Raw genomic sequence first — 25,417 nt, forward strand, 5'->3', positions numbered from 1 at the left:
AGTCATCATATAAGCATGATGACATATTGACATATCAAATAAGAAGGGGCATTGAAGGTTCAGGTCTGGGAAGAACGATAACAAGAACGGGCGCATGTATTGGCGCTGCGGTTCTCAATACAAGGGGAGGGTTCATGAGTTCGCTGGTGGAAGTGGCGCCGCGCGCGTCGGTAAACGCGGAAGCCGACTATGTGCGGTCGGGGATTGAGTTGGCGAAATGGAGAATCGTCCCATTTCTCTTTCTGTGCTTTATCCTGAACTATATCGACCGAACCAATGTCGCCTTTGCCAAGCTCCACTTTCAGAAGGACCTTGGATTTACCGACGCGGTATATGGTTTTGGCGTATCGCTCTTCTTCGCCGGTTTCCTGCTGTTTGAGGTGCCGAGCAATCTTCTCCTCGCCCGGATCGGAGCGCGCAAGACCCTCGCGCGCATCATGATCCTCTGGGGAATCGTGTCGGTCGCCATGATGTTTATCAAGACGCCGACGCATTTCTATCTGGGGCGCTTCCTGCTTGGCGCGGCGGAAGCCGGGTTCGTGCCAGGCGTTGTCCTTTACCTCAGCTTCTGGTTCCCCTCGACGCTCCGCGCGCGCATCACCTCGCTGTTCATGGCGGCGTTGCCGATCTCGGGGATCATCAGTAATCCGATTTCGGGCCTGATCATGGATAATCTCGGAGGCGCCTTTGGTCTCGCGAGTTGGCAGTGGTTGTTTCTTCTCGAAGGGCTGCCCTCGATCGTCGTCGGCGTCGTGGCGTTATGGTACCTCGCCGATCGGCCGAAGGCGGCGAAATGGTTGTCCGATCCCGAGAAGGATGCGATTGCGTCAAGCGTCGAGCGCGAGGAGCAAGGCAAGCAAGCTGCGACGCATCATGGGTTTGGTGGCCTGCTCTCCGATCCCCGTATCTACGTGTTCGCTTTTGCGGTTTTCACCCAGTACGCGGTCGCAAATACGTTTGCGTTCTGGGGTCCGTCGATCCTTAGGGGATCCGGGGTTGCCAATGTCTGGTATCTTGGCCTGCTGAACGCGGTTCCGTTCGTGGCCGGCGTGGTGATGATGACGACTGTGGCCTGGCGATCCGACAAGAAGATGGAGCGTCGATGGCACGCGGCGTTCGGACAGGCGCTCTCAGTCGTCGGCCTCGTGCTGCTGCCGGCCGGCGTGCATGATCCCTTTCTCGCGGTAGTCTCGCTCGCCCTTGTCGCATCCGGCCATTATGCGTTTTGGTCCGTCTTCTGGACGATTCCTCCAAGCTACTTCCGTGCCCGCTCGGCGCCGGGAGGCATCGCGCTCGTGGCGAGCATCGGAGCTCTGGGCGGCATTTTCGCGTCGAACCTCATGGGCATGATCAAAGATGCCACGGGTAGCTTCAGCGCCGGGTTCTATGGGATCGCTGCGTTGGCGGCGCTCGGAGTTGTCGTGCTGCTCGTGGGCTTTCCGGCGCGATTGTTGCCGGCGGTCAAGGCATCCTGACGTCGCTGGACGGAATGGGATGTTGCCAGCTTCTGCATATTTCGTTTCCGGCCAGGTACACCTGCGGCCTGATCGGAAACGACGATCGTTATCGCAGCAAGGAGCATGATCGATGGTCGATCGTCCGAACATCATTCTCATCATTACCGACCAGCAGCGCCATGACACTGTGGCCGGGTTGGGCGCGCATTGGATGAAGACGCCAAATCTGGATCGCCTTGTCGCCTCGGGGGTATCGTTCAGAAATTGCTATACGCCGTCGCCGCTGTGCGTTCCGGCGCGCGCCAGCCTCTTCACCGGGATGTACCCCCACAGTCATCACGTCACGATGAATTTCTACAAGTGGGAGCCGACCTGGGTCCGGTTGCTGGCCGAGGCCGGATACCACTGCGTCAATATCGGGAAGATGCATACGAATCCTTACGACGCTCCCGGAGGGTTTCACCAGCGTATCGTCGTGGAAAACAAGGACCGGCCGATGTTCCTCGATGAACCGGAGCGGGCCTATTATGATCACTGGGATATCGCGCTGCGGGCGCAGGGGATGACCCGTCCGACTCGCTACGCCAGATACAAGCGCGATCCGGATTACTTCAAGGAAGCGTTGGGCGCGTATCCCTGGGAATACGACGAGTCGATGCATCCGGACACGTTCGTGGGACGCACCGCATGCTGGTGGCTTGAGGAGCGGCAGGCGGACGCGCCGCTCTTCCTCGAGATCGGCTTTCCGGGGCCGCATCCTCCGTTCGACCCGCCGCGGCGCTATATTGACATGTATGACGACGTCGACGTTCCCATGCCCAGGACGACGGCGGCCGAGTTGGCTGCCCAACCGCCGGCGCATCGGGCACTGCGACAGAACATGATCGACAAGAATTTCGATTGCGTTGCGTGGAAGAACGATCCGAGCACCGAGGCGATCCGCCGGATGCGGCGCTACTACGCAGCGAACGTCACGCTGATCGATGAGCAGGTCGGCAATATCATGAGCGTGCTCGAGCGGAAGGGCTATCTGAAGAACGCCATCGTGATTTTCACTTCTGATCACGGCGAGAACCTCGGGGATCATGGGCATATCCAGAAATGGAACATGTACGATACCGCGACGAAAGTTCCGCTGGTCGTGTGGAGTTCAGATCTCAAGACGCGCGATGTCCGGACGGATTCGTTGGTCCAACTGATGGATATCGCCCCCACCATTCTCGACTATGCCGGTGTGGGTATTCCTGCGGGCTGGGAAGCGGTTTCGCTGCGGCCCGTTCTGGAGGATGGCACTGCAACCGTCCGCGACAGCGTCTACTCCGAACTCTATCGGGATCACATCCAGAGCGGCGCGGAGTGCATCGTCATGCGTCGTGACGCGCGCTGGAAAGCCGTTTGGTATTTGGGCGAGAGCTGCGGTGAACTCTATGATCTGGAAGCGGACCCGGACGAGCTGCAGAATCTCTGGGACTCGAAGCAGCACGTGCAGATCCGGAACGAGTTTGTCCAGCACATCCAGGATTGGCTCATCCGCGGTGCGATCGAGAATCGCGAACAGACCAGGGAAAAGCCGCAGCCCGCAATGGCGATCGGCTAGGTCTGTCTCACCCACGTTGGTTCGTCTCTCGCGCAGGAAAATTCGAATCTAATGAGCTCTGGATACGACTATATCATCGTTGGTGCCGGTTCGGCCGGGTGCGTTCTTGCAAACAGGCTATCTGCCGATCCGGCGGGGCGCGTCCTCCTCCTCGAGACCGGCGGCAGCGACCGGAACTTTTGGCTGAAGCTCCCGGTGGGCTATTACAGGACGATCTATGACAAGCGTTTTTCTCGGCAGTTCGATACGGAGCCTTGCGAGGGAACGGGAGGTCGAGCCATTGTGTGGCCGCGCGGTCGGGTCATCGGCGGTTCATCCTCCATCAACGGACTGATCTTCATCAGGGGACAGCACGAGGATTTTGACGATTGGTCAAAGCTCGGCGCGTCAGGATGGAGCTACAAGGAGGTGCTTCCGTTCTTCAAACGGTATGAACGCTACGAAGGCGGCGACAGCGAGTATCGCGGAGGGGGCGGGGAGTTCGAGGTTTCCAATCTGCGCAACCGGAATGTCGCCTGTGATTCCTGGTTGGCGGCGGGATCTGAATTCGGTTTGCCCTTCAATGCTGATTTCAACGCCGCGACGACTTACGGCGTCGGGCGGTATCAATTGAGCATTGGCTCTCACTGGAGAACCAGTTCGGCGAGCGCCTTCCTGTATCCTGCCCTGAAGCGGCAGAATCTCACGCTGGTCGCTCATGCTCACGTCAGCAGGATAATCGTGCGCGGACATGTCGCAACCGGCGTCGAATATATCCGCGACGGCCGCGTCGAGGTTGCCCATGCCGACCGCGAGGTCATCCTGTGCGCCGGGGCAATTCAATCCCCGCATCTTCTTCAATTGTCGGGTATTGGCCCTGCGGATCTGCTTCGTTCGTTGAAGATTCCGGTTGTTGTGGATCAGCCGGAAGTTGGAGCCAATCTTCAGGATCATTATCAGGCGAGAGCCATAGTCCGGCTGAGACGGCCAATTTCTCTGAATGATGAAGTACGCAATCCCGTGAAGCTCGCCGCCATGGGCGCGCGCTGGGCCCTCAACAAGGGCGGTGCCCTTACCGTCGGTGCGGGGCAAGTTGGGGGAGCTGCATGCACGCAGCACGCGATCGGCGGCCGTCCGGACGTCCAGTTCAACGTTATGCCTCTCTCGGTCGACAAGCCGGGAGAGCCCTTGCATCGCTATTCCGGCTTCACGGCATCGGTCTGGCAGTCTCACGCCAAGTCGCGAGGAACCGTCCAGTGTCGGTCGGCGGATCCGCTCGATCAGCCCCGCATTGTTCCCAACTATTTTGCAGAAGCCATCGACCGCAAGACCGTCGTGGCGGGTTTGCAGATGCTGCGGGAAATTTTTGACCAGAAGTCGTTTCGGGGGCTGGTGGAATCGGAGGTTCTTCCGGGGCCGGAGTTCGCGGGCGAAGAGGGGCTCTGGCGGTTCGCGCAGATGCATGGCGGCACGGTGTTCCACTGCGTTGGGACTTGCCGCATGGGCGGAGCGGATGCGGTGGTCGATCCCGAACTGCGCGTAAGAGGAATCGATCGTTTGCGGGTGGCGGACGCTTCGGTGATGCCGGTCGTGACCTCTGCAAATACCAACGCTGCTTCGATCATGATCGGCGAGAAGGGGGCGCACCACATACTTTCCCGGAGCCAGGCGGGATAGTTTGCGGTCTGCTGTTGTTTTTTTGGCTGCGCTGGAGGACAATGCAACTATAGCTCTAGGATGCCAAGATGGTGCTTTCCGCGGATACGTACGCCCCTAAATACGCGCAGATTGCAGACATTCTGCGACAGCGGATCGCTCGCAATTATTGGCCTAAGCAGGCTCGCCTCCCGCCAAATGAGGCGCTGGCTGAAGAGTTCGGCGTGTCGCGAATCACCATTCGCCAGGCGATCGACATCTTGGTCAATGAACATCTTCTCGAAGCAAGACAGGGCAGCGGTACCTACGTCGCGCAAACTCCGGTGCAGGATCGCTGGCTCCCGGTCGAGACCAGCCTCTCGCAGCTCGTGGAGATGTATAAGGACACTTCGCCAAAGATCATCAATGTATCGGAGCCCTCGAATATCAAGCCGGCCCTGAACGCAAGTGATGGAACGCCGGCTGAACGCTACGTTCACATGAAGCGCGTGCATTATCGCGAGAAGCAGCCTTACTGCGTCATCTCGATTTTTCTCGATGAGGCGGTTTTTCAGAAGCACCCGACTCGTTTCCGGCGGGAAGTCGTGATCCCGATTTTGGCTTCCATGCGCAGTCCCAAGATAACCCGCGCTCGCCAGACACTCACGATCGGTACAGCCGATCTCGAAGCATCCAAGCTTCTTGAAATTCCGCTTGGTTCTCCGGTCGCGGAGGTGCGGCGTGTCTTCAACACCGCTAGCGATCGCGTCATCTACCTCGGAGAAGTGACCTATCGCGGCGACTTCATTCGCATCGATATGGATCTGAAGCCTTAGGAGTCCTCCTCGGATCGAGCAAACGCAAAGCCAAATGTCGCTTCGGCAGGCTTACGCGATGACTTTGCCAGGGTTCATGAGATTGTGGGGATCGAAGGCTTGCTTCAGGAGCTTCAGCGCGTTCAGCTCTGCTCGTGATTTGTAGCGGAGCATCTCCGATCGACGGAGTTGGCCCACGCCGTGTTCTGCGCTGATCGAACCGCCGAGATCGGCGACGATGTCGTGCACAATCCGGTTGATTTCGCTCCGACGTTCAATGAACTGACCGGAGCTAATGCCCAGCGGCGGCATCGGATTATAATGAATGTTGCCGTCACCGAGATGGCCGAACGCAAAGGGACGGATGCCCGGGACTGCGTGCGCCAGGGCAGCGTCGGCACGCTCGATGAACTCAGGCACCTGCGACACCGGGACCGAGACGTCGTGCTTAATGCCGGCGCCACCCGCTTTCTGTGCTTCGGCCTGACCTTCGCGAAGCGCCCAGAGACGGAGACGCTTCGCCTCAGAATCCGCGAGCACGCCGTCGATCACCAGGCCGTTTTCCAATGCTTCGGACAGCAATTGCTCGATCGGACTGCGCAGCGTACCCGGTTCGCCATGGCCCGCCGCCTCGATGAGCACATACCACGGGTGCTCCTCGGCAAACGGTGAGATCGCTTCCGGCAGCGCCACCAAGACCCACTTCATGCATTCGCGCCGCATCAGCTCAAACGCGCTGAGGCTCTCCCCGACGTGGCTGCGGGCGATGTGGAGGAGATCAAGTGCCGCCACCGGCGTTGGGACAGCAACGAAAGCCGTGACGATGTCTCGTGGTCTCGGAAATAGCCGCAGCGTGGCGGCCGTGATGATGCCGAGCGTGCCCTCGGCTCCGATAAAGAGTTGTTTGAGATCGTAGCCGGTCGAGTCTTTGCGCAAGCCCCGCAGCCCGCTCCACATGCTGCCGTCGGGAAGAACGACTTCGAGCCCGAGCGTCAGAGCGCGCATATTGCCGTAGCGCAGGACCTGCGTTCCTCCCGCGTTGGTCGAAAGGTTGCCGCCGATCTGGCAGGATCCTTCGGAGGCGAGGCTGAGCGGAAACAACCGGTTGACATCGACTGCATGCGCCTGCACCTCTGCGAGCGTCATCCCTGCCTCGACCGTAATGGTGTCGTTCTGCGGGTCGACCGCGCGTAGGGCGCGCATCCGCTCCAGCGAAATGATCACGCTGCGGGGGTCGACTGGCTGAGCACCGCCCGCCAGGCCGGTGTTGCCGCCCTGAGGTACCATCGAAATGCCTGCCTTTCGGCATGCGGTCACGACAGCAGAAACTTGGGCAGTGGAGGAGGGGCGCGCGACATATTGCGCGGGTCCCCGGAACGCGCCGTCGAAAGAAATACAATAGCGCTCGAACTCAGCATTCGGCTCGACCAGGCCTTGGGGGCCCAAGATTGCGCGCAGACGGTCGCCAAGGTCGTTCGTCAGCATGTCTCCCGTCGCGATGATGTGCACAACGCTGTCTCCCCTTCAGTCAGGTAAAGTCAAAGGCGCCGCGGTGGCGGCGCGTGAGTTGCGCGAGCGCGTCGAGCGATGGCGCGCCCAACTGTCCCATCGCGGTCTCCAGCTCTTCCTTCAAGAGTCCAGCGACATAGGCTGCGCCTCTTCCACCGAGTGCGCCGAGCCCGAGAAGGAATGCGCGCCCCGCAAATGTGCCGCTGGCGCCGAGCGCGATAGCGCGCGCGACGTCAAGGCCCGATCGTATGCCGCTGTCGAACAGGACGGTGGCTCTGGTCCCGACTCTTGCAACGATAGCGGGCAGGACGTCGATCGCAGCAGGCGCAGCGTCGAACTGGCGACCACCATGATTGGAGACCATGATGCCATCCACTCCCACTGCAAGCGCCTGTTCGGCATCATCGGGATGCATGACACCTTTTACGACCAGCGCGCCTGACCAGGCATCCCGCATCCGCTTCATGACATCCCAGGAGAACGTGCCCTTGATCTGGCTCTGTACAAAGCCGGCGGTTTTCGCCAGCGTCGCCGGCTTCTCGACGTAACGCTCCATGTTGCGAAAGGCCGGCGTGCCCGCTCTGGCGAGCGCAAGCAGCCACGGCGGCGACAGAGCCACGTCTAGGATGGTTCTTGGCGTGGGGCGAAATGGGACCACCAGGCCGTTGCGCAGATCACGAGGACGCTTGGAGCGAACCGGCGCATCCAGCGTCGCAGCCAGCACTCGCACGCCAGCCGCGTCCGCCCGCTTGATCAAATCGAAGGTGACGGCGTGGTCGTCGGCGGGCAGTCCGTAGAGCTGAAACCAGGCATAAGGACCCGCAAGCTCGGCGACATCTTCGATCGTAGCGGTGGCGAGCGTGCCGGCCATATAGGGAATTCTTGCCTTGCCGGCTGCGCTTGCGAAAATCCGCGTGGCGCCAGGCCAGATGATGCCGTCGATTCCCACGGGAGAGATGCCGATCGGCGCGGCGCAACGGACGCCGAACAGCTCAACCTCAGTGCTGACGGGGCCAGGCTTGCCGTAGCGGGGGACCAACTCCACCGCATCCAGCGCCAGTCGATTGCGCCGCGTGTTCAGATCGTCACCCGTTCCGCCCTCGAGAAAATCGAAGGCGAAGCGCGGGATACGGCGGCGGGCGCGGCGCTCGATGTCATCCAGCGTGGGCAAACGCTGACGCAAGCGAGCCTCGGGGCTCGTTCCGCTGCCGGCACCCCAGGCTTGCGCGCGCGGTGAGTAGCGGCGAAGATCGCCCGTCATGAGAAAGCGTCCTTGGTTGCGTGACCGCACCTCTCATAGGACGCGTCTCGTCATCACCGCAAATAATTAGGGATGATGGCCGCGATAGCTTCTGATGATTGCCGGCAGGATGGCTACCGCGACTTGGCGCGCCGTATAGCTCGGCGCCTCGCGGTATCTCCGGAAGCCGGCTGCACATAGTTGCTGGCCGATGTTGCGGCCTCGAGCAGGTCGTGGCGAATGATGTCCAGCACGGCTCTGGCGGCGGCGGACACCATTCGGCGCGGATGATGAACCCAGGCGATCGATCGGACGATGCGCGGTTCGGCGAAGCGGTGCGCCCTCACCCTGCCGTCCGCCAGGGACTGTTGAAGTGCAATCGTGGGCAGCACGGTCACGAGATTGGTGGTCGCGATCACGTCGCAAACCGCGGGCAGGGTGTCGAGCTCCAGTCTCGGCTTCAATTCGATGCCGGCTGTGGTGGCATGCTCCTCCAGGATCATGCGCAGGCCGTGCCGTTTCGATGGCATGACCAGGTCGAACTCGGAGAGATGCCCGAAACGCAGATTCGTCGGCGGCTTGATCGGCGCATCCTTTCGACAGGCGAACACCATCTCTTCGTCCATCACATGGTGCGTGGCGAGCGAAACTCGCCGGCGCGGCACGTTGATCAACGCAAAGTCGAGTTGTCCGGAATTCACCCAGTCGGTCAAGGTTTCCGTGTATCCCTCGCAGGCCGAGAGCGTGATTTCCGGATAGAGATGAGCAACGGTTGCGGACGAACTCGCCATCGTGCTCTGTGCCACCGAGGTAATCAGTCCGACCGACACCCGGCCGGAAATACGGCCGTTGAGCCGCGCCATTTCCTGCTTGGCATATTCGACGTCGCGCACGATAGGAAACACGAGCCGCGAGAACGCTTCGCCGGCGACCGTCAGCGTCATTCCGTTGATGCTCCGCTCGAACAGCTTTTGGCCAAGCTCGGCCTCAAGTTTGGCGATCTGCATGCTGAGTGCCGGCTGTACGATGTTGAGCTGGCGGGCTGCGCGGGTCACGTTCCTCTCTTCCGCCAGGCAAAGGAAGTATTGCATCTGCCTGAGTTCCATTGGTGTTTCCTTCCTGTCCGCGCCGGTGTTGCCGGTTGCCGTTAGGCATCATTTTGGATGATCGAGTTAATCATCAATCATTATTTGTACTGATCTTAGCTTGCCTCTACTGTCCGTTCAAACAGCTTGAGGCGCCTGCAGCCCGAGATCGGGGCTTCGCGCCGCCCAGGCAAACAACATTCATTTCGATGGCCGCGACGCCTGGCGTCACTTGCGTCGCGGCACCAGGGAGCAGAAGCGAAGCATCATGCAGGATCGGACGCCCTCACGGCTGATTATCGGCATTTCCGGTGCCTCCGGCGTCGTCTACGGCGTGCGCTTGCTGCAATTGCTCCGCAACGCCGGTATCGAAACGCACCTGGTGATGTCGAAGGCCGCGGAACAGACCTTCGCCTATGAAACCGACCTGAAGATTGCCGAGGTGAGGGCGCTCGCCGATTTCAGTCACCCCATCGATGATATGGCAGCCTCGATCTCCAGCGGCTCGTTTCGCACGGCAGGCATGATCGTCGCGCCGTGTTCGATGCGATCAATGTCGGAGATTGCGTCGGGCGTCACCACGACGCTCCTGACCAGGGCCGCCGACGTCGTGCTCAAGGAGCGTCGCCGGCTGGCGCTCATGGTGCGCGAGACGCCGCTGCACACCGGCCACCTGCGCACCATGACCGCGCTTTCAGAGATGGGAGCGATCATCGCGCCGCCGGTGCCGGCGTTCTATGCCAAGCCCGACAGCCTGGACGACATGGTCGAGCATACGGTCGGGCGTGTGCTCGACCTGTTCGACATCGACATCGGCGTGGTGCGCCGCTGGGGCGAGGATGAGGCATTGAAGCGTCGTTCGCCACGAAAAATTGCTCCCTATGCTTGAAGAAGACCACGGAAAGGATCGCAACATGCGGACCGAGAACCTGGCCAGAACCGCTGCGGCGGAGGCGCCGAGCGATTTGCGCGCGTGGCTCGCTCACCTCGCCAAGCGCGGCAAGCTCGCCGTCGCCCGCGAGGGAGTAGGGCTAGTCGATGAGCTTGCTGCCGTGTCGAAGCGGCTTGAGCGCGACCGCGCCGTCTTGTTTCCAAAACCCGGCGGACACGACATCCCGGTGGTTGCCAATCTGTTCGCGGGCCGTGACTGGGTGGCCGATTCCATCGGTGTCAGCGAGGAGCAGTTGTTGACGCATTTTCTTGCGGCGGCGCGTGCGCCACTTCCGAGCCTGGAAGTGACAAGCGGGCCGGTGCAGGAGGTCGTCCATAACGAGGTCGACCTGATCCGGCAGTTGCCGATCCCGAAACACAACGAGCGCGATAGCGGCCCCTATATCACGGCGGGACTGTTGATCGCGCGCAATCCGCGCAACGGCATTCAGAACGTATCGATTCATCGCTGCCAGATCAGCGGTCCGAACCGCATCGGCATTCTGCTGTTGCCCCGGCATACACTTTCCTACTTCCGCACGGCCGAGGAAGCAGGCGAGGCGCTGGAGATCGCCATCGTCATCGGGGTTCATCCGGCCTTGATTCTGGCATCGCAGGCGATTGCTGCGCTGGACGAGGACGAGATGGGGATTGCCGGGGCGCTGCTCGGTCGTCCCGTCGACGTTGTGAAGTGCAAGACCAACTCCGTCCGGGTTCCCGCCCACGCCGAGATCGTGATCGAAGGTCGAATTCTCCCCGGGGTTCGTGAGCCGGAAGGGCCATTCGGCGAATTTCCTCAATACTACGGACCGCGCGCCGATCGCGAAGTGATCGAGGTCGATATGGTCACTCACCGCGCCGAGCCGATCTACCATACCATCGTCGGCGGTGGCTACGAGCATCTCGTTCTCGGCGGCGTGCCGCGCGAGGCGACGCTGCTGCAGCATCTGCGGCGCAGTTTTCCGAACGTGCTCGATGTACGCCTTACCCGCGGCGGCACCTGTCGTTATCACCTTGCCGTCAAGATCGACAAGATCACCGACGGCGAGCCGAAAAACATCATCATGTCTGCCTTCGGCGCCCACTATGACATCAAGCAGGTCGTCGTCGTCGATCGGGACGTCAACATCGGTGATCCCGAGGAGATCGAGTGGGCGGTGGCGACACGTTTCCAGGCCGACCGCGATCTTCTGGTGGTTTCCGGTGCGCTCGGCTCCAAGCTCGATCCAACCACGAGCAACGGGATCAGCGCCAAGATGGGGTTCGACGCGACGGTGCCGGTCGGCGCGCCCGAGTTCGATTTCAAGCGGATCCATGTCAAGGGCGAGGAGGAGGTCAACCTCGCCGAGGTCCTGCAAAAGGATCCCAATGCCGCGCTCTCCCGCGTTCTTGCACGGGCGCGATAGGCAAGAGGTTGACGCGAGCACATTGACAACGAAGCGTCCGCAGAACGGACGGTAGCAGATAAACATTGGGAGGTGGTGGATGTTCTCTAGGATAATTCGCGCGAGCTTGGTTGTGGTTGCGGCGGCGGCATCGGGTATGATGCCGGCGCGGGCAGAAAAAGCCGACGAGGTCAAGGTCGCGATCAACAACGTGGTCAGCGATGTTGTCTTTCATCTTGCCGCGGAACGTGGGTTTTTTGCCGAACAGAATCTCAACGTCACGCTGATCAGCTTCGATTCCGGACCGAAGATGATTGCGCCGCTGGGCGCAGGGCAGATCGACGTTGGCGCAGGAGCGTCTTCCGCAGGGCTCTACAATGCGGTGGCGCGCGGCATCAATGTGAAGGTTGTTGCCGACAAGGGCTCCACGCCGCGCTCTTACGACTACATGCCGCTGCTCGTCCGCAAGGCGCTGGTCGACAACGGCAGCGTCAAGACTGTTGCGGACCTGAAGGGAATGAAATTCGGCGAGGTTGGTCCGGGTGCAGCGACCAACGCAAAGCTCAGCCACATCCTGGGCAGCGCAGGGCTCGCTTACAAGGACGTAACGCACAACTATATCAACTATCCCCAGCAGATCGCAGCCTTCACCACCGGTGCAATCGATGCGGCGATCACGACGGAGCCGTCGGTCACGCAGGCCATCAATAGCGGCGTCGCCGTGAAATTCGTGGCCGATGGCTATCCGGATCAGCAGGTTGCCGTGCTGCTCTATGGCGGTGACTTCATCGCCAAGCGTCCGGCCGTCGCCGAGCGCTTCATGATTGCCTACCTCAAGGCGGCGCGCGTCTATAACGATGCCACCGCTGGCGGAAAATTCACGGGCAAGGGCGCGGACAAGGTGATCCAGACCATTATGAAGAGCACGGGTCTCAAGGATCCCGACCTGTTTCAGAAGATGGTGCCAAATGGCATCGATCCCGACGGCAAGGTCAATGTGAAGAGCATGGCCGATGATCTGAAGTTCTTTGCCGACAACGGCTATCTTGAGCGGCCTGCCAAAGTGGAAGACGTCGTGGATTCCTCATTCGCCGAGAAGGCGGTGCAGAAGCTTGGCTCCTACAAGCCGGTCGAGAACTAACGGCAAATCGCAGGGATACGTCATGGCTATTGCGAGCACGTTAAGTAGACAAGGCCGGCCGGAGCTGGTGTCGTCGACACCACAGCTTTCGCTGTCTGGTGTCAGCAAGTATTTCGGAACGTCAGGCTTCGTTGCCCTCGACGGTATCACTATGGATATTCCGCAGGGGCAGTTCTTCGTGATCGTTGGCCCGAGCGGCTGTGGCAAGACCACATTGCTGCGTATCCTGGCCGGGCTCGATACTCAGAGCTCAGGCACGGTCGCCGTCAACAGGACGGATGAGAAACGCCCGGTCAACTCCATGATCTTCCAGGGCGACTCGCTGTTCCCCTGGATGACGGTATTCGACAACGCCGCCTACGGTCTGCGCATGCGGCGCGTCCCTGAGGCGCAGGTGTCTGACACGGTCCACACGTGGCTCGAGCGGATCGGCCTGTGGCGGTTTCGCGACCGCTATCCCAACCAACTGTCGGGTGGCATGCGTCAGCGCGTGTCGATCGTGCGAGCTTTCGCCAATGACCCGGAAATCCTGTTCATGGACGAACCGTTCTCGGCGCTGGACGAGCAGAACAAGCTCCTGCTCCATGAGGAGCTGCTGCGGATCTGGGAAGCGACCAAGAAGACGGTCGTGTTCATCACCCACAGCGTGGACGAAGCGGTCACGCTTGGTGACCGCATCATGATCATGACTGCCAATCCCGGGCGCGCCAAGGCCGTGCTCGATGTACCGTTTCCGCGTCCGCGGAATGTGCTGGAACTCCGGCAAAAGCCTTCCTATGGCGATCTCGTCTTCCACATCTGGGAGCAATTGCGCGAGGAGGTCCAGCGCGCGCGTCAGAACGCGGAAGGAGAGAAGGCATGAGCGCCGAGGTCAAAGGCCGTGACAGGGTAGTCGGTGTCGTCACGCCCATCGTGCTGTTGGGTCTCTGGGAGCTCGCGGCCCAATTTGGGCTTCTCGATGCGCGCTTCTTTCCGCCGCCATCGGCCATCGTTCACCAGTTTGCCACGCTGGTCGCTTCCGGCGAGCTTGGCGCCAATGTCATCGCAAGTCTCAAACGCCTCGCGCTCGGCATGCTGCTCGGCGGCGTGCCCGCGTTGTTCCTTGGTCTTGCCATGGGCATATCGCGGCCGCTGCGTGCGGCGATCGATCCTTTGATCTCCGCCACCTATCCGATCCCGAAGAGCGCCATTCTCCCGCTGGTGCTCTTGATCTTCGGTCTCGGCGAAATGTCGAAGGTGGTCATGGTCGCGCTGGGCGCGTTCTACCCGATCATCATCAATACGGTGGTCGGCGTCGCCAACATCGACAAGATCTATCTCGACGTCGGACACAATTACCGGGCCGGTCGGTGGCAGGTGTTTCGAACCATCGCCTTGCCCGGAGCGTTGCCTTCGATCATGGCCGGTGTCAAATTGGCGGTCGGAATGGGGCTGATCCTGATCGCGATTTCCGAGATGGTCGCCGCCAATGACGGCATCGGCTACATGATCTGGAATGCCTGGCAGGTGCTGACCGTCGACACGATGTATGTCGGGCTGCTCGTGATCGCGGTGCTCGGATTCCTGTTCTCGATCGTGCTCGATGAGATCGAACATCGCCTCATTCCCTGGAAGCGTAGGGCATGATCGATGGCCAGCTCTCTGTCATCAAGCAATCGTCGGGTGAGCAACGATCGATGTTGACGACCTCAGGCCCGCGCAGCGGTGGCGAAATCCTCATCGATACGCTGAAGATCCACGGCGTCGACACGGTATTCTGCCTGCCGGGGGAAAGCTTTCTCGCCGCAATCGATGCGCTGGCCGGGGCCGGCAACCCGATCCGGACCATCGTGACGCGTCATGAGGCTGGCGCGGCCCACATGGCCGAGGCCTATGGAAAGCTGACCGGCCAGCCCGGCATCTGCTTCGTAACAAGAGGACCCGGCGCAAGCCACGCCGCGATCGGCGTTCATACGGCCGCGCAGGATTCGACGCCGATGATCCTGTTCATCGGGCAGGTTTCCCGCGGCATGCTGGGACGCGAAGCATGGCAGGAAGTCGATTTCCGTCAGATGTTCGGCGGCATGGCGAAGTGGGTCGTGGAGATAGACCGCGCCGAGCGCATCCCGGAATTGGTCAGCCGCGCCTTTCATGTCGCGGTCTCGGGACGCCCGGGGCCGGTCGTGGTCTCGCTGCCGGAGGATATGCTGGTCGAGGAGGTCGTGGCTGCGGATGCGAGGCCGTATCGGCGGGCTGCGGCCAATCCGAGCGCTGATCAGCTCTCGCGCTTCGTTGAGATGATAGCGGATGCCGAGCGGCCGGTTGTTATCGTCGGCGGTGGCGGTTGGAATGCGCGAGCTTGCGAGGACCTCAGGACCTTCATCGAGATCTTCGATCTGCCTGTTGTTGCTGGCTTCCGCCGGCAGGATATTTTGGATAACCGCCATCCAAACTACATCGGCCATGCCGGGCTTGGTCCGAGTGCGGCATTGGTCCGGCGCATTCGCAGCGCTGATCTCATCATCGCGATCGGCGGACGTCTCGGCGAGACGACGACGTCCGGATACACCTTGTTCGAAGTGCCCCGGCCATCGCAGCGCTTCGTTCACGTGCATACCGATCCGAACGAGCTGGGCCGTATCTATCAAGCTGATCTCCTGGTTAATGCTGGCATGCCGGAGTTTGCCGCGACCGTCGCGCGACTGCGGCCGCCCGGCGGATCGCAGGCAAACAGGGGCGGGCTGCGGAAGGCCTGGGTTGCGGCAGGCCGTGCCGAATTCATCTCCGACCAGACGCCGGGATCAATGCCGGGCCCGGTTGATCTGGGCGCAGTGATGCTGCACTTGCGCGAGGTGCTCCCGGCGGACGCGATCATCTCGAATGGTGCCGGCAACTATGCCATCTGGGTGCACAAATTTCATCGCTATGGCGGCTTCAGGACCCAGCTTGCGCCGACCTCTGGATCGATGGGTTATGGCCTGCCGGCGGCAATCGCCGCCAAGCTGGCTCATCCCGCGCGCACGGCTGTCTGCTTTGCGGGCGACGGCTGCTTTCTGATGAGCGCGAACGAGCTCGCCACGGCGGCGCAGTATGGGCTCGGCGTCATCGCGATTGTCGTCAACAATGGCATGTACGGCTCGATCCGCATGCACCAGGAGAAGGAATATCCCGGACGGGTGCATGCGACGGCGCTGGATAATCCGGATTTCGTCGCGCTCGCGCGGGCCTTTGGCGGTTATGGTGAGCTGGTCCTCAAGACCAATGACTTTGCCGCGGCGTTTGCGCGGGCCAGGGCCTTCGCCGATGAAAAACGTAAGCCCGCCATATTGGAGCTCAGGATCGATCCCGAAGCGATCACGCCCACCGCAACGCTCACGCAATTGCGCGAGCGTGCGCTGGCCGCACGAGATGCTGCTCTGTAACGACGATGGCTCGCCGTGGGTGCCTCTCGCATTGACAGATCATCCGGCCTATGCTGACGGGAAAGGAAGCAACAACTACGTCTGAAGGGAGGCCTGGATGTCGACAGCTCTGCGCATTGCTTATGGCGCCTTCGGAAGGGTCGCGCTACTGGATATGGATCGTTCGCTGGTGCGTCACGCGCATCCGCATTGCCATGTCCTGCTGAAGGTCGAAGGCGCCGATACACAGTTCCTGGTGGGAGATCGGGTTTATCCGCTGACGGACACCGGCGCTGTGCTCGTCGACGGCTGGAAGCCGCACGCCTACGTTCACGATCCCGCGCGGCCGCGGGCCCTTATTCTGGCGCTTTATATCGAACCTCAATGGTTGAAGGAGTTTCGGCCCGGCTGGGCCGCAAGCGGCGCGCCAGGTTTCTTCGATCAGCCTTCTGGTGAGGTTTCGCCGCGGATCCGCCAGCTTACGATGCAGCTTGCCACCGAGATGATGGCGCACCCGGGTTGCGTGCGCGACCATGAGCAGACCCTCTCGGACCTGATGATCGCGGTGATCGAGCGCTTTACGCCGTGGCGCAGCTTTCCCAATTCAATCCGCGGCATGAATGCGATGACCTGCGACTGGCGGATCCGGCGAGCTACGGAGGTCATTCGCGCGCAGGAGGGAGCCCGCGCCAATGTCGATCAGTACGCGAAGGGAGCAGGGCTGTCACGCGCACAATTCTTCCGCCTGTTTGAATCGTCGCTCGGGGTTTCGCCGAAGATCTATCTGAACGTGGTGCGCATGGAGCGGGCGCTCGAGGCCGTGATCCACCAGGACACGTCGGTCACCGATCTCAGTGAGCGCTTCGGCTTTCCGGAGCCTGCGCATTTTACCCGCTTCTTTCGCGATCATGCCGGCGTCAGTCCGCGCGAATTTCGCAACGTCTCGCGCCTTGCAAGTTGATATTGCGGTGCACACTTTCAAATGAGACGATTTGGTAGGTCGTGAGATCGGGCGGTATGGCCCGCATGGCTGACATTCTGACAACTGCTCCACGCCGCGTCGGAGAGCGCAGTGGAGAGGAGCGTCGGAATGGCGGAGGCCGCGGTTCAATCCGCATCATCTGTCGATCAGAACACGGCTGAAGACCGGCCTTGGGTCGGCCGTTCGATCGAACGCGTCGAGGATGCCGCACTGCTCACCGGCCGCGGGCGCTTCATCGACGATCTCGGCACGCCGCCGGGCACGCTGCATGCTGCCATCCTGCGCTCCCCACATGCCCATGCCGATATTGTCTCTGTTGACGCCGAGGCGGCGCGGCATGCGCCGGGCGTCGCCGCTGTCCTCACCGGCGAGCAGGTCAAGGCGCTGACGTCGAGCCTCGTCGTTGGCGTGAAGGCGCCGGTGGAATGCTGGCCGATCGCGATCGAGCGGGTTCGCTATGTCGGCGAGCCCGTCGCCGTGGTCATCGCGAGCGATCGCGCCCGAGCGGAAGATGCGATCGAACTGATCAATGTCGAGTACCAGCCGCGCGCTGCGGTGGTCGATCCGTTGGCGGCGCTCGCAGCCGATGCGCCTGTCCTGCACGATGGCTTTCCCGGCAATCTTGCCAGCGATCGCAGTTTTTCCTACGGCAATCCCGAGCAGGCGTTTGCCGAAGCAACGCATCGCTTTTCAATCGACATCCGCTATCCGCGCAACTCCTGCACGCCGATCGAAACCTATGGTGTCATTGCCACCTATGATGCGGCTGAGAATGCCTTTGACATCCTCGCCAATTTCCAGGGCCCTTTCAGCATTCACACCGTGATTTCGCGTGCGCTGAAGGTACCGGGCAATCGGCTGCGGCTGCGCACCCCGCCGGATTCCGGCGGCAGCTTCGGTGTCAAGCAGGGCATCTTTCCCTACATCGTCTTGATCAGCGCGGCCTCTCGCGCCGTCGGGCGCCCCGTGAAGTGGATCGAGGATCGGCTGGAGCATCTGACGGCCTCGGTCTCGGCGACCAACCGCGCCACGACGCTTTCAGTTGCGGTCACCGCTGATGGCAAGATCCTCGCGCTCGATTGGGACCAGGTCGAGGATTGCGGCGCCCATCTGCGCGCGCCCGAGCCCGCAACGCTCTACCGCATGCACGGCAATCTCACCGGCGCCTACGATATCCGCCATGTGAGAGTGCGCAACCGCGTCGTCGTCACCAACAAGACGCCGACCGGCCTCAACCGAGGCTTTGGCGGACCGCAAGTCTACTTCGCGCTCGAGCGCCTGGTGCAGCGGATCGCGATCGGGCTGCGCCTTGATCCGCTCGATGTCATCAAGCGCAATCTCGTTCCGGCCGACGCCTTCCCTTATCGCACAGCGACCGGCGCGCTGCTGGACTCCGGCAACTATCAGGAGGCGATCGCCAGGGCTGTCGAGCACGGACAACTCGCAGAACTGAGGACGCGACGCGATGAGGCGCGAGCGCAAGGCCGCCTTTATGGCATCGGCTTTACGGCGGTCGTTGAGCCCAGCGTCTCCAACATGGGTTACATCACGACCGTGCTTACGGCGGCGGAACGTCGCAAGGCCGGGCCGAAGAATGGCGCGCAGGCAACCGCAACGGTCGCGCTTGATCCCGTCGGGGGCGTCACGGTCCATGTCGCCTCCGTGCCGCAGGGGCAGGGCCATCGCACGGTGCTGTCGCAGGTGGTGGCCGACGTGTTCGGCCTCAAGCCGCAGGACGTTCGCGTCAACACCGAAATCGATACCGCTAAGGATGCCTGGTCGATCGCCTCCGGAAACTATGCGAGCCGGTTTGCCGCCGCTGTGGCCGGCACCGCCAAGCTGGCGGCTGAGCGGATCGCGGCCCGTCTTGCGCGCGTCGCCGCGAGCCAACTGAATGTTGAGTCGGCAGATATCGTGTTCGCGGGCGGCTTCGTCGCGTCGAAGCACAATCTGGAGAACCGCGTTGCTTTTTCCAGAGTCGCGGCGCTCTGCCATTGGTCGCCGGGCTCATTGCCTGATGATGCCGGCCAGACCATCCGCGAAACCGTGTTCTGGACGCCGCCGGAGCTGACCCCGCCGGACGATCAGGATCGCATCAATTCCTCGCTCTGCCACGGCTTCATCTTCGATTTCTGCGGCGTCGAGATCGACCGCACGACGTTTGAGACCCGTATCGATCGCTACGTGACCATGCACGATTGCGGCACCATCCTGCATCCGGGCATGGTGGACGGGCAGATCCGCGGCGGCTTCACGCAAGCGTTGGGGGCGGCGCTCTATGAAGAATATGCCTATGCCGCTGACGGCAGCTTTCTGACCGGAACGTTGGCCGACTATCTGCTGCCGACGACGACCGAAGTCCCTGAGCCACAGATCATCCATATGGAGACGCCGTCGCCTTTCACCCCGCTCGGGGCCAAGGGCGTCGGTGAAGGCAATTGCATGTCAACGCCGGTCTGCATGGCCAATGCCGTCGCCGATGCGCTGGGCCTTGCCGACGTCACGCTGCCGCTGGTGCCAGCGAAGCTCGCCGATCTGGTGCGTGGTCCGGAGCCCGAACCGCCGACGGGACAATCGAGGGCGGCGCTCACACGCGAAGGAGACCGCCGGCTGCGCGGCGAGGGCAGTGCGTCCGTCAACGGGGCGCCGGAGCAGGTGTGGACGATGCTGCTCGATCCCCAGACATTGCAGGCTGTCATCCCCGGATGCGAGCAGGTCCACAAGGTCTCCGACACGCATTTCCGCGCCGACGTGACGCTCGGTATCGGGCCGGTCAGCGGACGCTATCGCGCCGATGTACAATTGTTTGATCTCGATCCGCCGCATGCGGTGACGTTGCGCGGGAAAGCCGAGGGGGCGCTCGGCTTCGGTCACGCCGAGGGACGGATCACGCTCGAGCCCGACGACAGAGGCGGTACACGGCTGCGCTACAGCTATGACGCAGCGATCGGCGGTAAGGTGGCCAGCATCGGCGGCCGCTTGCTCGACGGCGCGACGCGCGTGATCATCGGACAATTTTTTGCGGCACTAGCGCGCCACGCCGGCGGTGGAGCGCCTGCAAGCGGCTTCTCGATGTTTGCCCTGCTCAGCAAGCTCGCAAGCCTGTTTGGAGGGCGACGATGAAACCAGCCGCCTTCGACTATGTCCGCGCCGAATCCGTCAACGAAGTCCTTGAGGGACTTTCCAAAGAGGGCGGCAATGCCCGCGTATTGGCCGGTGGCCAATCGCTGATGGCAATGCTCAATATGCGCCTCGCCAAGCCAAGACTCCTGATCGACATCATGCGGCTGAAGGAGCTCAACCGCATCGAAGAGCAGGCGGGAGTGGTGACGATCGGCGCCGGCGTGCGCCAGGCCGCCTTGCTCGCATGGCCGGAGCTGGCGCGGACTTTGCCCCTGCTTGCGCTGGCGTTGCCCTGGGTCGGTCACGTCCAGACGCGCAGTCGCGGCACTATTTGCGGTTCGCTTGCACACGCCGACCCGAGCGCCGAGATGCCGCTCGCGCTGATCGCCCTCGGCGGCGAGGTGCATCTGCGCAATGCGCGGCGGCACCGACGGGTTGCAGCAAGCGAGTTCTTTCTTGGCATGATGGCGACCGCCCGCGCCGAGGACGAGTTGATCGAAGCCGTATCGTTTCCAAGTCCGGGCGGCGGATGCGCATTTCGCGAAGTCGCCCGCCGTCATGGTGATTTCGCCATAGTGGCCTGTGCGGCGGTTGCAACTCCGAAGGGGGTCCGCTTAGCGGTCGGCGGCGTCGCCGATGTCCCGATGGCGCGGGACTGGCCGCGCCTGGACGGAAGCGCGCTCGATGACGCGCTGAACGGCTTTGCCTACGAGCTCAACGCGCGGGACGACGTGCACGCGACCGCGCGCTATCGGCGCGATCTGGTGCGGATCATCGGTCGCGATCTGGTGCGCGAGGTGCTGCAATGACCCGTCTCAGCGCCGATGGCCGTCATCCGGTTCGCTTCAAGCTGAACGGCAGGCCGGTTGAAGCCGAAGCCGAGCCACGCATGCTGCTGTCCGACTTCCTGCGCCAGCAGATTGGTGCAACCGGAACCCATGTGGGCTGCGAGCACGGGGTTTGCGGTGCCTGCACGGTCATTGTCGACGGCATGCTCACGCGTTCCTGCCTGACGCTGGCGGTGCAGGCCGATGGTTGCGAGGTCCAGACCGTCGAGGGGCTTGCTCCGTCGCCCGATCGGCTCGGCATCCTGCAACAAGCGTTCCGCCGCAACCACGCCTTGCAATGCGGCTTCTGCACCGCCGGCATCCTGATGTCGCTGGACCATTACCTGTGCCGGCATCCGGCGCCAAGCGAAGCCGATATCCGCGATCTCCTGAGCGGCCATCTCTGTCGCTGCACCGGCTACACCCCGATCGTCAATGCGGCACTGGAAGCGGCCGCCGAACTTGGCACCTCCATCGAAGAGACATCAGATGCTTGATCTCGGCAGCAGTTTCATTGCAAGCGTTGCACGTGATCCCGATGCGCTTGCGCTGGTTGATGGTTCGCTCCGCCTTACCTATCGCCAGTGGTACGGCAGGATCTCGGCGCTCGTCGGGTCGTTCGACCGCATCGGGCTGAAGCCCGGCGATCATGTGGTTACCTTACTGCAGAATCGCTGGGAGGCTGCGACCCTGCATTGGGCCTGCCAGTTTGCCGGGCTGGTCATCACGCCGATCAACTGGCGCGCCAAGGCCGACGAGCTCGATTTCTGCATCGAGAATGCGGAAGCTTGCGCCGTCTTCTATCAGGATGTCTCCGCCAACGCCGTGAAAAACTGCGCACGCGCCGCCGGTCTGCAACGTATTGCGGTCGGCATAAATGCCGACGGAGATCTGACCTTTGCCGACATGGTAGAAGGCGGCGCTGCCGGTGCCGAGCCTCGGGTCGGTGCCGATGCATGGTCGATCATGCTGTACACTTCGGGCACGACATCGAGACCAAAGGGCGTGCCACGCCGCCATCGCGCCGAGCGCGCGGCGGCAGTCGCGCATGTCGCGCAAAATCTCTATGGTCGCAACGAGCGCACGCTCGGCGTGATGCCGCTCTATCACACCATGGGTGTGCGCTCCTTGCTCGCGATGTCGCTGATCGGCGGCACCTTCATTTGCCTGCCGCGCTACGACAGCCGCCAGGCGCTGGCCCTGATCGAGAGCGAGCAGATCACCAATCTCTATCTGGTGCCGACCCTTTATCACGACCTCGTTCACCACGAGGCGTTCCCGGCGATAGACATATCGACCGTGCGAAAGCTCGGCTTTGCCGGCGCCTCGATGACGGACGGTTTGCTCAAGAAGTTGAGCGAGCTGTTCAAGCCGGACCTGTTCGTCAATCATTACGGCAGCTCCGAGATCTACACGTTCACCATCGATCAGAACGCACCGGCCAAGCCCGGCTCGGCCGGCAAGGCCGGCATCAACCAGCATATCAAGGTGGTGCGGATCAATGCCCGTTCGGCAGTCGAACTTGCCGCACCGGGCGAAGAGGGTGAGATCATCGCCTTGCTCGCCGGCGACGAGGCATTCGAGGGCTATTGGCGGCGACCGGAGGCCGACGCCAAGGCGCTGCGCGAGGGCTGGTACTTTACCGGCGACACCGGGTTCGTCGATTCCGATGGCGACCTGTTCGTCACGGGCCGTGTCGACGACATGATCATCACCGGCGGCGAGAACGTGTCGCCGGTGGAAATCGAAAGCTGCCTCTCGCTGCATCCGGCGGTCTCCGAGGTGGCGGTGGTCGGTCTCGCCGACGAGAAGTGGGGCAAGATCGTCGCCGCTTTCGTCAGGCGCAACCGACCGGTGTCCGAGGCGGAGCTGGAGCAGTTCTGCCGCGCCTCTGGGCTTGCCAATTTCAAGCGTCCGCGGCGCTACGTGTTTGTTGACGCCATTCCAAAATCGCCGGTCGGCAAGCTGCTGCGGCGTCTGCTCGTCGCCGGAGAATACGAAGCCGAGCGCCTGCCGCCCTCGGATGCGGCCTGATCACACGACACCAACGAAAGGAAACAACCACATGCCGTCACCGTACAACTTTACCGACTCCCGTCTCGCCAAGCTTGATGGGTTCAAGGTCGAGATCGACGAGGCGCATGAGCGCGCTGATATCATTCTCGGTCGGCCGCCCTATAACGTTGTCTCGATGCCGCAGCGCGACCAGCTACGGCTGACCTTCGAGATGCTCGACGAAGATCCGCGTGTTCGCATCATCGTGCTGCGAGGTGAGGGCGACCATTTCTCTAGTGGAGGCAATATCGGCGGCTTCATGGAAGCGACCCCGGAGCACGTATCAAAGCTGGCGTGGAATATCGCGGCGCCCGCGCGTTGCGCCAAGCCGGTGATCGTGGCCAATCGCGGCTACTGCTTCGGCGTCGGATTCGAGCTGTCGCTCGCCTGCGACTTCCGCATCGCTTCCGAAACCACGCAATACGCTCTGCCTGAGCAGAAGCTTGGGCAAATCCCGGGGTCGGGCGGGTCGGCACGCCTGCAGAAAATGATCGGCATTACGCGCACGAAGGACATCGTGATGCGGTCAAAGCGCATTTCGGCGAAACAGGCACTCGAGTGGGGGATTGCAACCGAATGCGTGCCGGACGCCGAGCTCGAGAAGGCAACCGACAGGCTGGTTGATGAACTCCGCTCCTTCTCGCCGCTGGCACAGCGCACGGCGAAGAAGCTTCTGAACGATACGGAAGACTCCACGCTCACGATCGCAATCGAGCTCGAGGGCCATTGCTATAGCCGGCTGCGCCAATCGGAGGACTTCAAGGAGGGCGTCGAAGCCTTCAACGCCAAGCGTCCGCCGAAGTTCGTCGGTCGCTGACGACGAAAAAACGCAGCTAACAACGCCGCGGACGGCCGTTGGCCGCCGCGGCAGTTTTGAACGGGGAGGGTAATATGGCTGAGATGGACGCGTCGGTCGCGAATGTGCGGACGTCGGCAGACAATCGACAGATGATAAACGCGATCATTGCCTCGGTGCTCGGCTGGGCGCTCGATCTTTTCGATTTGTTCATTCTGCTCTATGTCGCGCCGGTCATGGGCGCATTGTTCTTTCCATCGAGCAATACGGCGCTGTCGCTCGCTGCGGTGTATGGATCGTTCGCCGTCACGCTCTTGATGCGGCCGCTTGGCTCGGCCGTATTCGGCCACTATGCCGACGTGCACGGACGCAAGCGCGCCATGCTGGTCGCAATTTTCGGCGTCGGTATCAGCACGGCCGCGTTCGGCCTGCTGCCGACGATCGCCCAGGTCGGCGTGGTCGCGCCAATCGTCTTCCTGATCCTGCGTCTGGTGCAAGGCGTGTTCGTCGGCGGGGTGGTGGCCTCGACCCACACGATCGGCACGGAATCTGTGCCGGCTAATTGGCGCGGGGCGATGTCCGGTTTGGTGGGGGGCGGTGGCGCCGGGATCGGCGCGCTGCTGGCGTCATTCGTGTTCCTGATCACGTCCTCAATCTTTCCCGGTGAAGCCTTCGCGCAATGGGGCTGGCGCGTCATGTTCTTCTCCGGCCTCCTGAGCTCTTTGCTCGGCTGGTTCATCTTCAAGAACCTTGAGGAATCGCCCTACTTCAAAGAGATGAAGAGGCAACAGAAGACCCGTAAGGCAGAGGCGTCCAAGGCTCCGGTTAAGGAAATTTTTTCAGGGGAGTACCGCAGGATCTTGCTGCTCAATCTCCTGATCACGTTCGGCGGCGGAGCGGGCTACTATCTGACTTCCGGATATCTTCCGAGCTTCCTGAAGATCATCAACGCGGTCCCGAACCAGACCTCGTCGCTGATTCTGATGGGCGCCAGCGTCTCGTCGTTCTTCTCGGCGGTTCTGATCGGATCGCTGAGCGACAAGATAGGGCGGAAGAAAACCTTTCTCCTGGTCGGAGCAGGTGCCATCGTGCTGCTTCCGCTGTGCTATCTCGGCCTTGCCGGGACGAAGGACATCACGGAGATCACGCTCTTTGCGGTGGCGATCGCCTTCATCGGCAATGCCGGCTATGCACCGGTGCTGATCTTCCTGAACGAGCGCTTTCCGACGGCGGTGCGTGCAAGCGGTACAGGGCTGTCCTGGAACATTGGCTTTGCGCTCGGCGGTATGATGCCGACCTTCGTTTCGCTGGTGAGTGCCGGCACCGCGCAGATTCCGACATCGCTCGCCATCTTCTCGGTTGCGGTGTTCGCGATCTACCTGATCGGAGCAATCGTGATCCCAGAGACCAAGGGCGACTTCAAGTGAGGACTAGTGGCGGCGCGGTCGGGCCGCGCCGCCACGATCGAAAGTTAGGTTCGG

Annotated in this window: 20 protein-coding genes; 17 read left to right on the plus strand and 3 right to left on the minus strand. The window is 61.9% G+C overall.

Annotation, left to right across the window (positions count from 1 at the left end; all coding sequences use genetic code 11):
• The first annotated feature begins 134 nt into the window (after positions 1-134).
• From OZ411_RS07165 to OZ411_RS07180, 4 genes are all read left to right on the plus strand, one after another.
• Positions 135-1,475 (plus strand): MFS transporter, encoded by a 1,341-nt coding sequence (locus OZ411_RS07165; RefSeq protein ID WP_282527358.1) that lies wholly within the window; start codon positions 135-137, stop codon positions 1,473-1,475.
• Between the two features lie 112 nt (positions 1,476-1,587).
• Complete coding sequence (locus OZ411_RS07170; RefSeq protein WP_282527359.1) at positions 1,588-3,054, plus strand: sulfatase-like hydrolase/transferase; 1,467 nt, start codon at positions 1,588-1,590, stop codon at positions 3,052-3,054.
• A 51-nt stretch (positions 3,055-3,105) separates the two neighbouring features.
• A complete protein-coding gene (locus tag OZ411_RS07175; protein WP_282527360.1) occupies positions 3,106-4,710 on the plus strand; it encodes a GMC family oxidoreductase N-terminal domain-containing protein in 1,605 nt (534 codons plus the stop codon).
• A gap of 68 nt (positions 4,711-4,778) precedes the next feature.
• Complete coding sequence (locus OZ411_RS07180; RefSeq protein WP_130579885.1) at positions 4,779-5,504, plus strand: GntR family transcriptional regulator; 726 nt, start codon at positions 4,779-4,781, stop codon at positions 5,502-5,504.
• Positions 5,505-5,555: 51 nt separating this feature from the next.
• Here the strand turns inward: OZ411_RS07180 and OZ411_RS07185 are convergent, their stop codons facing one another.
• The 3 genes from OZ411_RS07185 to OZ411_RS07195 all read right to left on the minus strand — a co-directional run bounded on the left by OZ411_RS07185 (position 5,556) and on the right by OZ411_RS07195 (position 9,338).
• A complete protein-coding gene (locus OZ411_RS07185; RefSeq protein WP_282527361.1) occupies positions 5,556-6,992 on the minus strand; it encodes an FAD-binding oxidoreductase in 1,437 nt (478 codons plus the stop codon).
• 19 nt (positions 6,993-7,011) lie between these two features.
• Positions 7,012-8,253 (minus strand): alpha-hydroxy acid oxidase, encoded by a 1,242-nt coding sequence (locus OZ411_RS07190; RefSeq protein WP_282527362.1) that lies wholly within the window; start codon positions 8,251-8,253, stop codon positions 7,012-7,014.
• A 113-nt stretch (positions 8,254-8,366) separates the two neighbouring features.
• Positions 8,367-9,338 carry a LysR family transcriptional regulator gene (locus tag OZ411_RS07195; protein WP_130579887.1) on the minus strand — a complete coding sequence of 324 codons (972 nt, stop codon included), beginning with the start codon at positions 9,336-9,338 and terminating at the stop codon, positions 8,367-8,369.
• Positions 9,339-9,585: 247 nt separating this feature from the next.
• On the opposite strand from OZ411_RS07195, the gene OZ411_RS07200 reads away from it, so the two are divergent.
• The 13 genes from OZ411_RS07200 to OZ411_RS07260 all read left to right on the plus strand — a co-directional run bounded on the left by OZ411_RS07200 (position 9,586) and on the right by OZ411_RS07260 (position 25,363).
• On the plus strand, positions 9,586-10,206 hold the full coding sequence (locus OZ411_RS07200; RefSeq protein WP_282527363.1) for a UbiX family flavin prenyltransferase: 621 nt from the start codon (positions 9,586-9,588) through the stop codon (positions 10,204-10,206).
• A 25-nt stretch (positions 10,207-10,231) separates the two neighbouring features.
• Entirely contained in the window at positions 10,232-11,653 is a 1,422-nt protein-coding gene (locus tag OZ411_RS07205) for a UbiD family decarboxylase (protein WP_282527364.1), read from the plus strand.
• 79 nt (positions 11,654-11,732) lie between these two features.
• Complete coding sequence (locus OZ411_RS07210) at positions 11,733-12,773, plus strand: ABC transporter substrate-binding protein (RefSeq protein WP_282527365.1); 1,041 nt, start codon at positions 11,733-11,735, stop codon at positions 12,771-12,773.
• A gap of 67 nt (positions 12,774-12,840) precedes the next feature.
• Complete coding sequence (locus OZ411_RS07215; RefSeq protein WP_282527366.1) at positions 12,841-13,635, plus strand: ABC transporter ATP-binding protein; 795 nt, start codon at positions 12,841-12,843, stop codon at positions 13,633-13,635.
• A complete protein-coding gene (locus tag OZ411_RS07220; protein WP_282527367.1) occupies positions 13,632-14,399 on the plus strand; it encodes an ABC transporter permease in 768 nt (255 codons plus the stop codon). Before OZ411_RS07215 ends, OZ411_RS07220 begins: the two co-directional genes overlap by 4 nt.
• Before the next feature lie 50 nt (positions 14,400-14,449).
• On the plus strand, positions 14,450-16,174 hold the full coding sequence (locus OZ411_RS07225) for a thiamine pyrophosphate-binding protein (protein WP_282527401.1): 1,725 nt from the start codon (positions 14,450-14,452) through the stop codon (positions 16,172-16,174).
• Between the two features lie 97 nt (positions 16,175-16,271).
• On the plus strand, positions 16,272-17,114 hold the full coding sequence (locus OZ411_RS07230; protein WP_282527368.1) for an AraC family transcriptional regulator: 843 nt from the start codon (positions 16,272-16,274) through the stop codon (positions 17,112-17,114).
• Between the two features lie 129 nt (positions 17,115-17,243).
• Entirely contained in the window at positions 17,244-20,258 is a 3,015-nt protein-coding gene (locus tag OZ411_RS07235; protein WP_282527369.1) for a molybdopterin cofactor-binding domain-containing protein, read from the plus strand.
• Positions 20,255-21,067, plus strand: coding sequence for an FAD binding domain-containing protein (locus OZ411_RS07240; RefSeq protein WP_282527370.1), 813 nt, complete (start codon positions 20,255-20,257; stop codon positions 21,065-21,067). The genes OZ411_RS07235 and OZ411_RS07240 overlap by 4 nt, the downstream gene beginning before the upstream one ends.
• Positions 21,064-21,582, plus strand: a complete 519-nt coding sequence (locus OZ411_RS07245) for a (2Fe-2S)-binding protein (RefSeq protein WP_282527371.1) — start codon at positions 21,064-21,066, stop codon at positions 21,580-21,582. Before OZ411_RS07240 ends, OZ411_RS07245 begins: the two co-directional genes overlap by 4 nt.
• Positions 21,575-23,119: an AMP-binding protein gene (locus tag OZ411_RS07250; RefSeq protein WP_282527372.1), complete on the plus strand. Its 1,545-nt coding sequence runs from the start codon at positions 21,575-21,577 to the stop codon at positions 23,117-23,119. The genes OZ411_RS07245 and OZ411_RS07250 overlap by 8 nt, the downstream gene beginning before the upstream one ends.
• A 31-nt stretch (positions 23,120-23,150) precedes the next feature.
• Positions 23,151-23,957 (plus strand): enoyl-CoA hydratase/isomerase family protein, encoded by an 807-nt coding sequence (locus OZ411_RS07255; protein WP_282527373.1) that lies wholly within the window; start codon positions 23,151-23,153, stop codon positions 23,955-23,957.
• Between the two features lie 83 nt (positions 23,958-24,040).
• The gene (locus OZ411_RS07260; RefSeq protein WP_349016985.1) at positions 24,041-25,363 is read left to right on the plus strand and encodes an MFS transporter; all 1,323 of its coding nucleotides are present in this window, start codon (positions 24,041-24,043) and stop codon (positions 25,361-25,363) included.
• Positions 25,364-25,417 lie beyond the last annotated feature (54 nt).

This window comes from Bradyrhizobium sp. Arg237L (assembly GCF_029990105.1).
GTDB lineage: Bacteria > Pseudomonadota > Alphaproteobacteria > Rhizobiales > Xanthobacteraceae > Bradyrhizobium.

Excerpts from the sequence above, each read along its gene's own strand:
- OZ411_RS07255 (WP_282527373.1), top strand. The coding sequence starts at position 23,151 with ATGCCGTCACCGTACAACTTTACCGACTCCCGTCTCGCCAAGCTTGAT.
- OZ411_RS07195 (WP_130579887.1), bottom strand. The coding sequence starts at position 9,338 with ATGGAACTCAGGCAGATGCAATACTTCCTTTGCCTGGCGGAAGAGAGG.
- OZ411_RS07170 (WP_282527359.1), top strand. The coding sequence starts at position 1,588 with ATGGTCGATCGTCCGAACATCATTCTCATCATTACCGACCAGCAGCGC.
- OZ411_RS07230 (WP_282527368.1), top strand. The coding sequence starts at position 16,272 with ATGTCGACAGCTCTGCGCATTGCTTATGGCGCCTTCGGAAGGGTCGCG.
- OZ411_RS07260 (WP_349016985.1), top strand. The coding sequence starts at position 24,041 with ATGGACGCGTCGGTCGCGAATGTGCGGACGTCGGCAGACAATCGACAG.
- OZ411_RS07235 (WP_282527369.1), top strand. The coding sequence starts at position 17,244 with ATGGCGGAGGCCGCGGTTCAATCCGCATCATCTGTCGATCAGAACACG.
- OZ411_RS07200 (WP_282527363.1), top strand. The coding sequence starts at position 9,586 with ATGCAGGATCGGACGCCCTCACGGCTGATTATCGGCATTTCCGGTGCC.
- OZ411_RS07180 (WP_130579885.1), top strand. The coding sequence starts at position 4,779 with ATGGTGCTTTCCGCGGATACGTACGCCCCTAAATACGCGCAGATTGCA.
- OZ411_RS07245 (WP_282527371.1), top strand. The coding sequence starts at position 21,064 with ATGACCCGTCTCAGCGCCGATGGCCGTCATCCGGTTCGCTTCAAGCTG.
- OZ411_RS07225 (WP_282527401.1), top strand. The coding sequence starts at position 14,450 with ATGTTGACGACCTCAGGCCCGCGCAGCGGTGGCGAAATCCTCATCGAT.
- OZ411_RS07205 (WP_282527364.1), top strand. The coding sequence starts at position 10,232 with ATGCGGACCGAGAACCTGGCCAGAACCGCTGCGGCGGAGGCGCCGAGC.
- OZ411_RS07210 (WP_282527365.1), top strand. The coding sequence starts at position 11,733 with ATGTTCTCTAGGATAATTCGCGCGAGCTTGGTTGTGGTTGCGGCGGCG.
- OZ411_RS07240 (WP_282527370.1), top strand. The coding sequence starts at position 20,255 with ATGAAACCAGCCGCCTTCGACTATGTCCGCGCCGAATCCGTCAACGAA.
- OZ411_RS07220 (WP_282527367.1), top strand. The coding sequence starts at position 13,632 with ATGAGCGCCGAGGTCAAAGGCCGTGACAGGGTAGTCGGTGTCGTCACG.
- OZ411_RS07175 (WP_282527360.1), top strand. The coding sequence starts at position 3,106 with ATGAGCTCTGGATACGACTATATCATCGTTGGTGCCGGTTCGGCCGGG.
- OZ411_RS07165 (WP_282527358.1), top strand. The coding sequence starts at position 135 with ATGAGTTCGCTGGTGGAAGTGGCGCCGCGCGCGTCGGTAAACGCGGAA.
- OZ411_RS07190 (WP_282527362.1), bottom strand. The coding sequence starts at position 8,253 with ATGACGGGCGATCTTCGCCGCTACTCACCGCGCGCGCAAGCCTGGGGT.
- OZ411_RS07250 (WP_282527372.1), top strand. The coding sequence starts at position 21,575 with ATGCTTGATCTCGGCAGCAGTTTCATTGCAAGCGTTGCACGTGATCCC.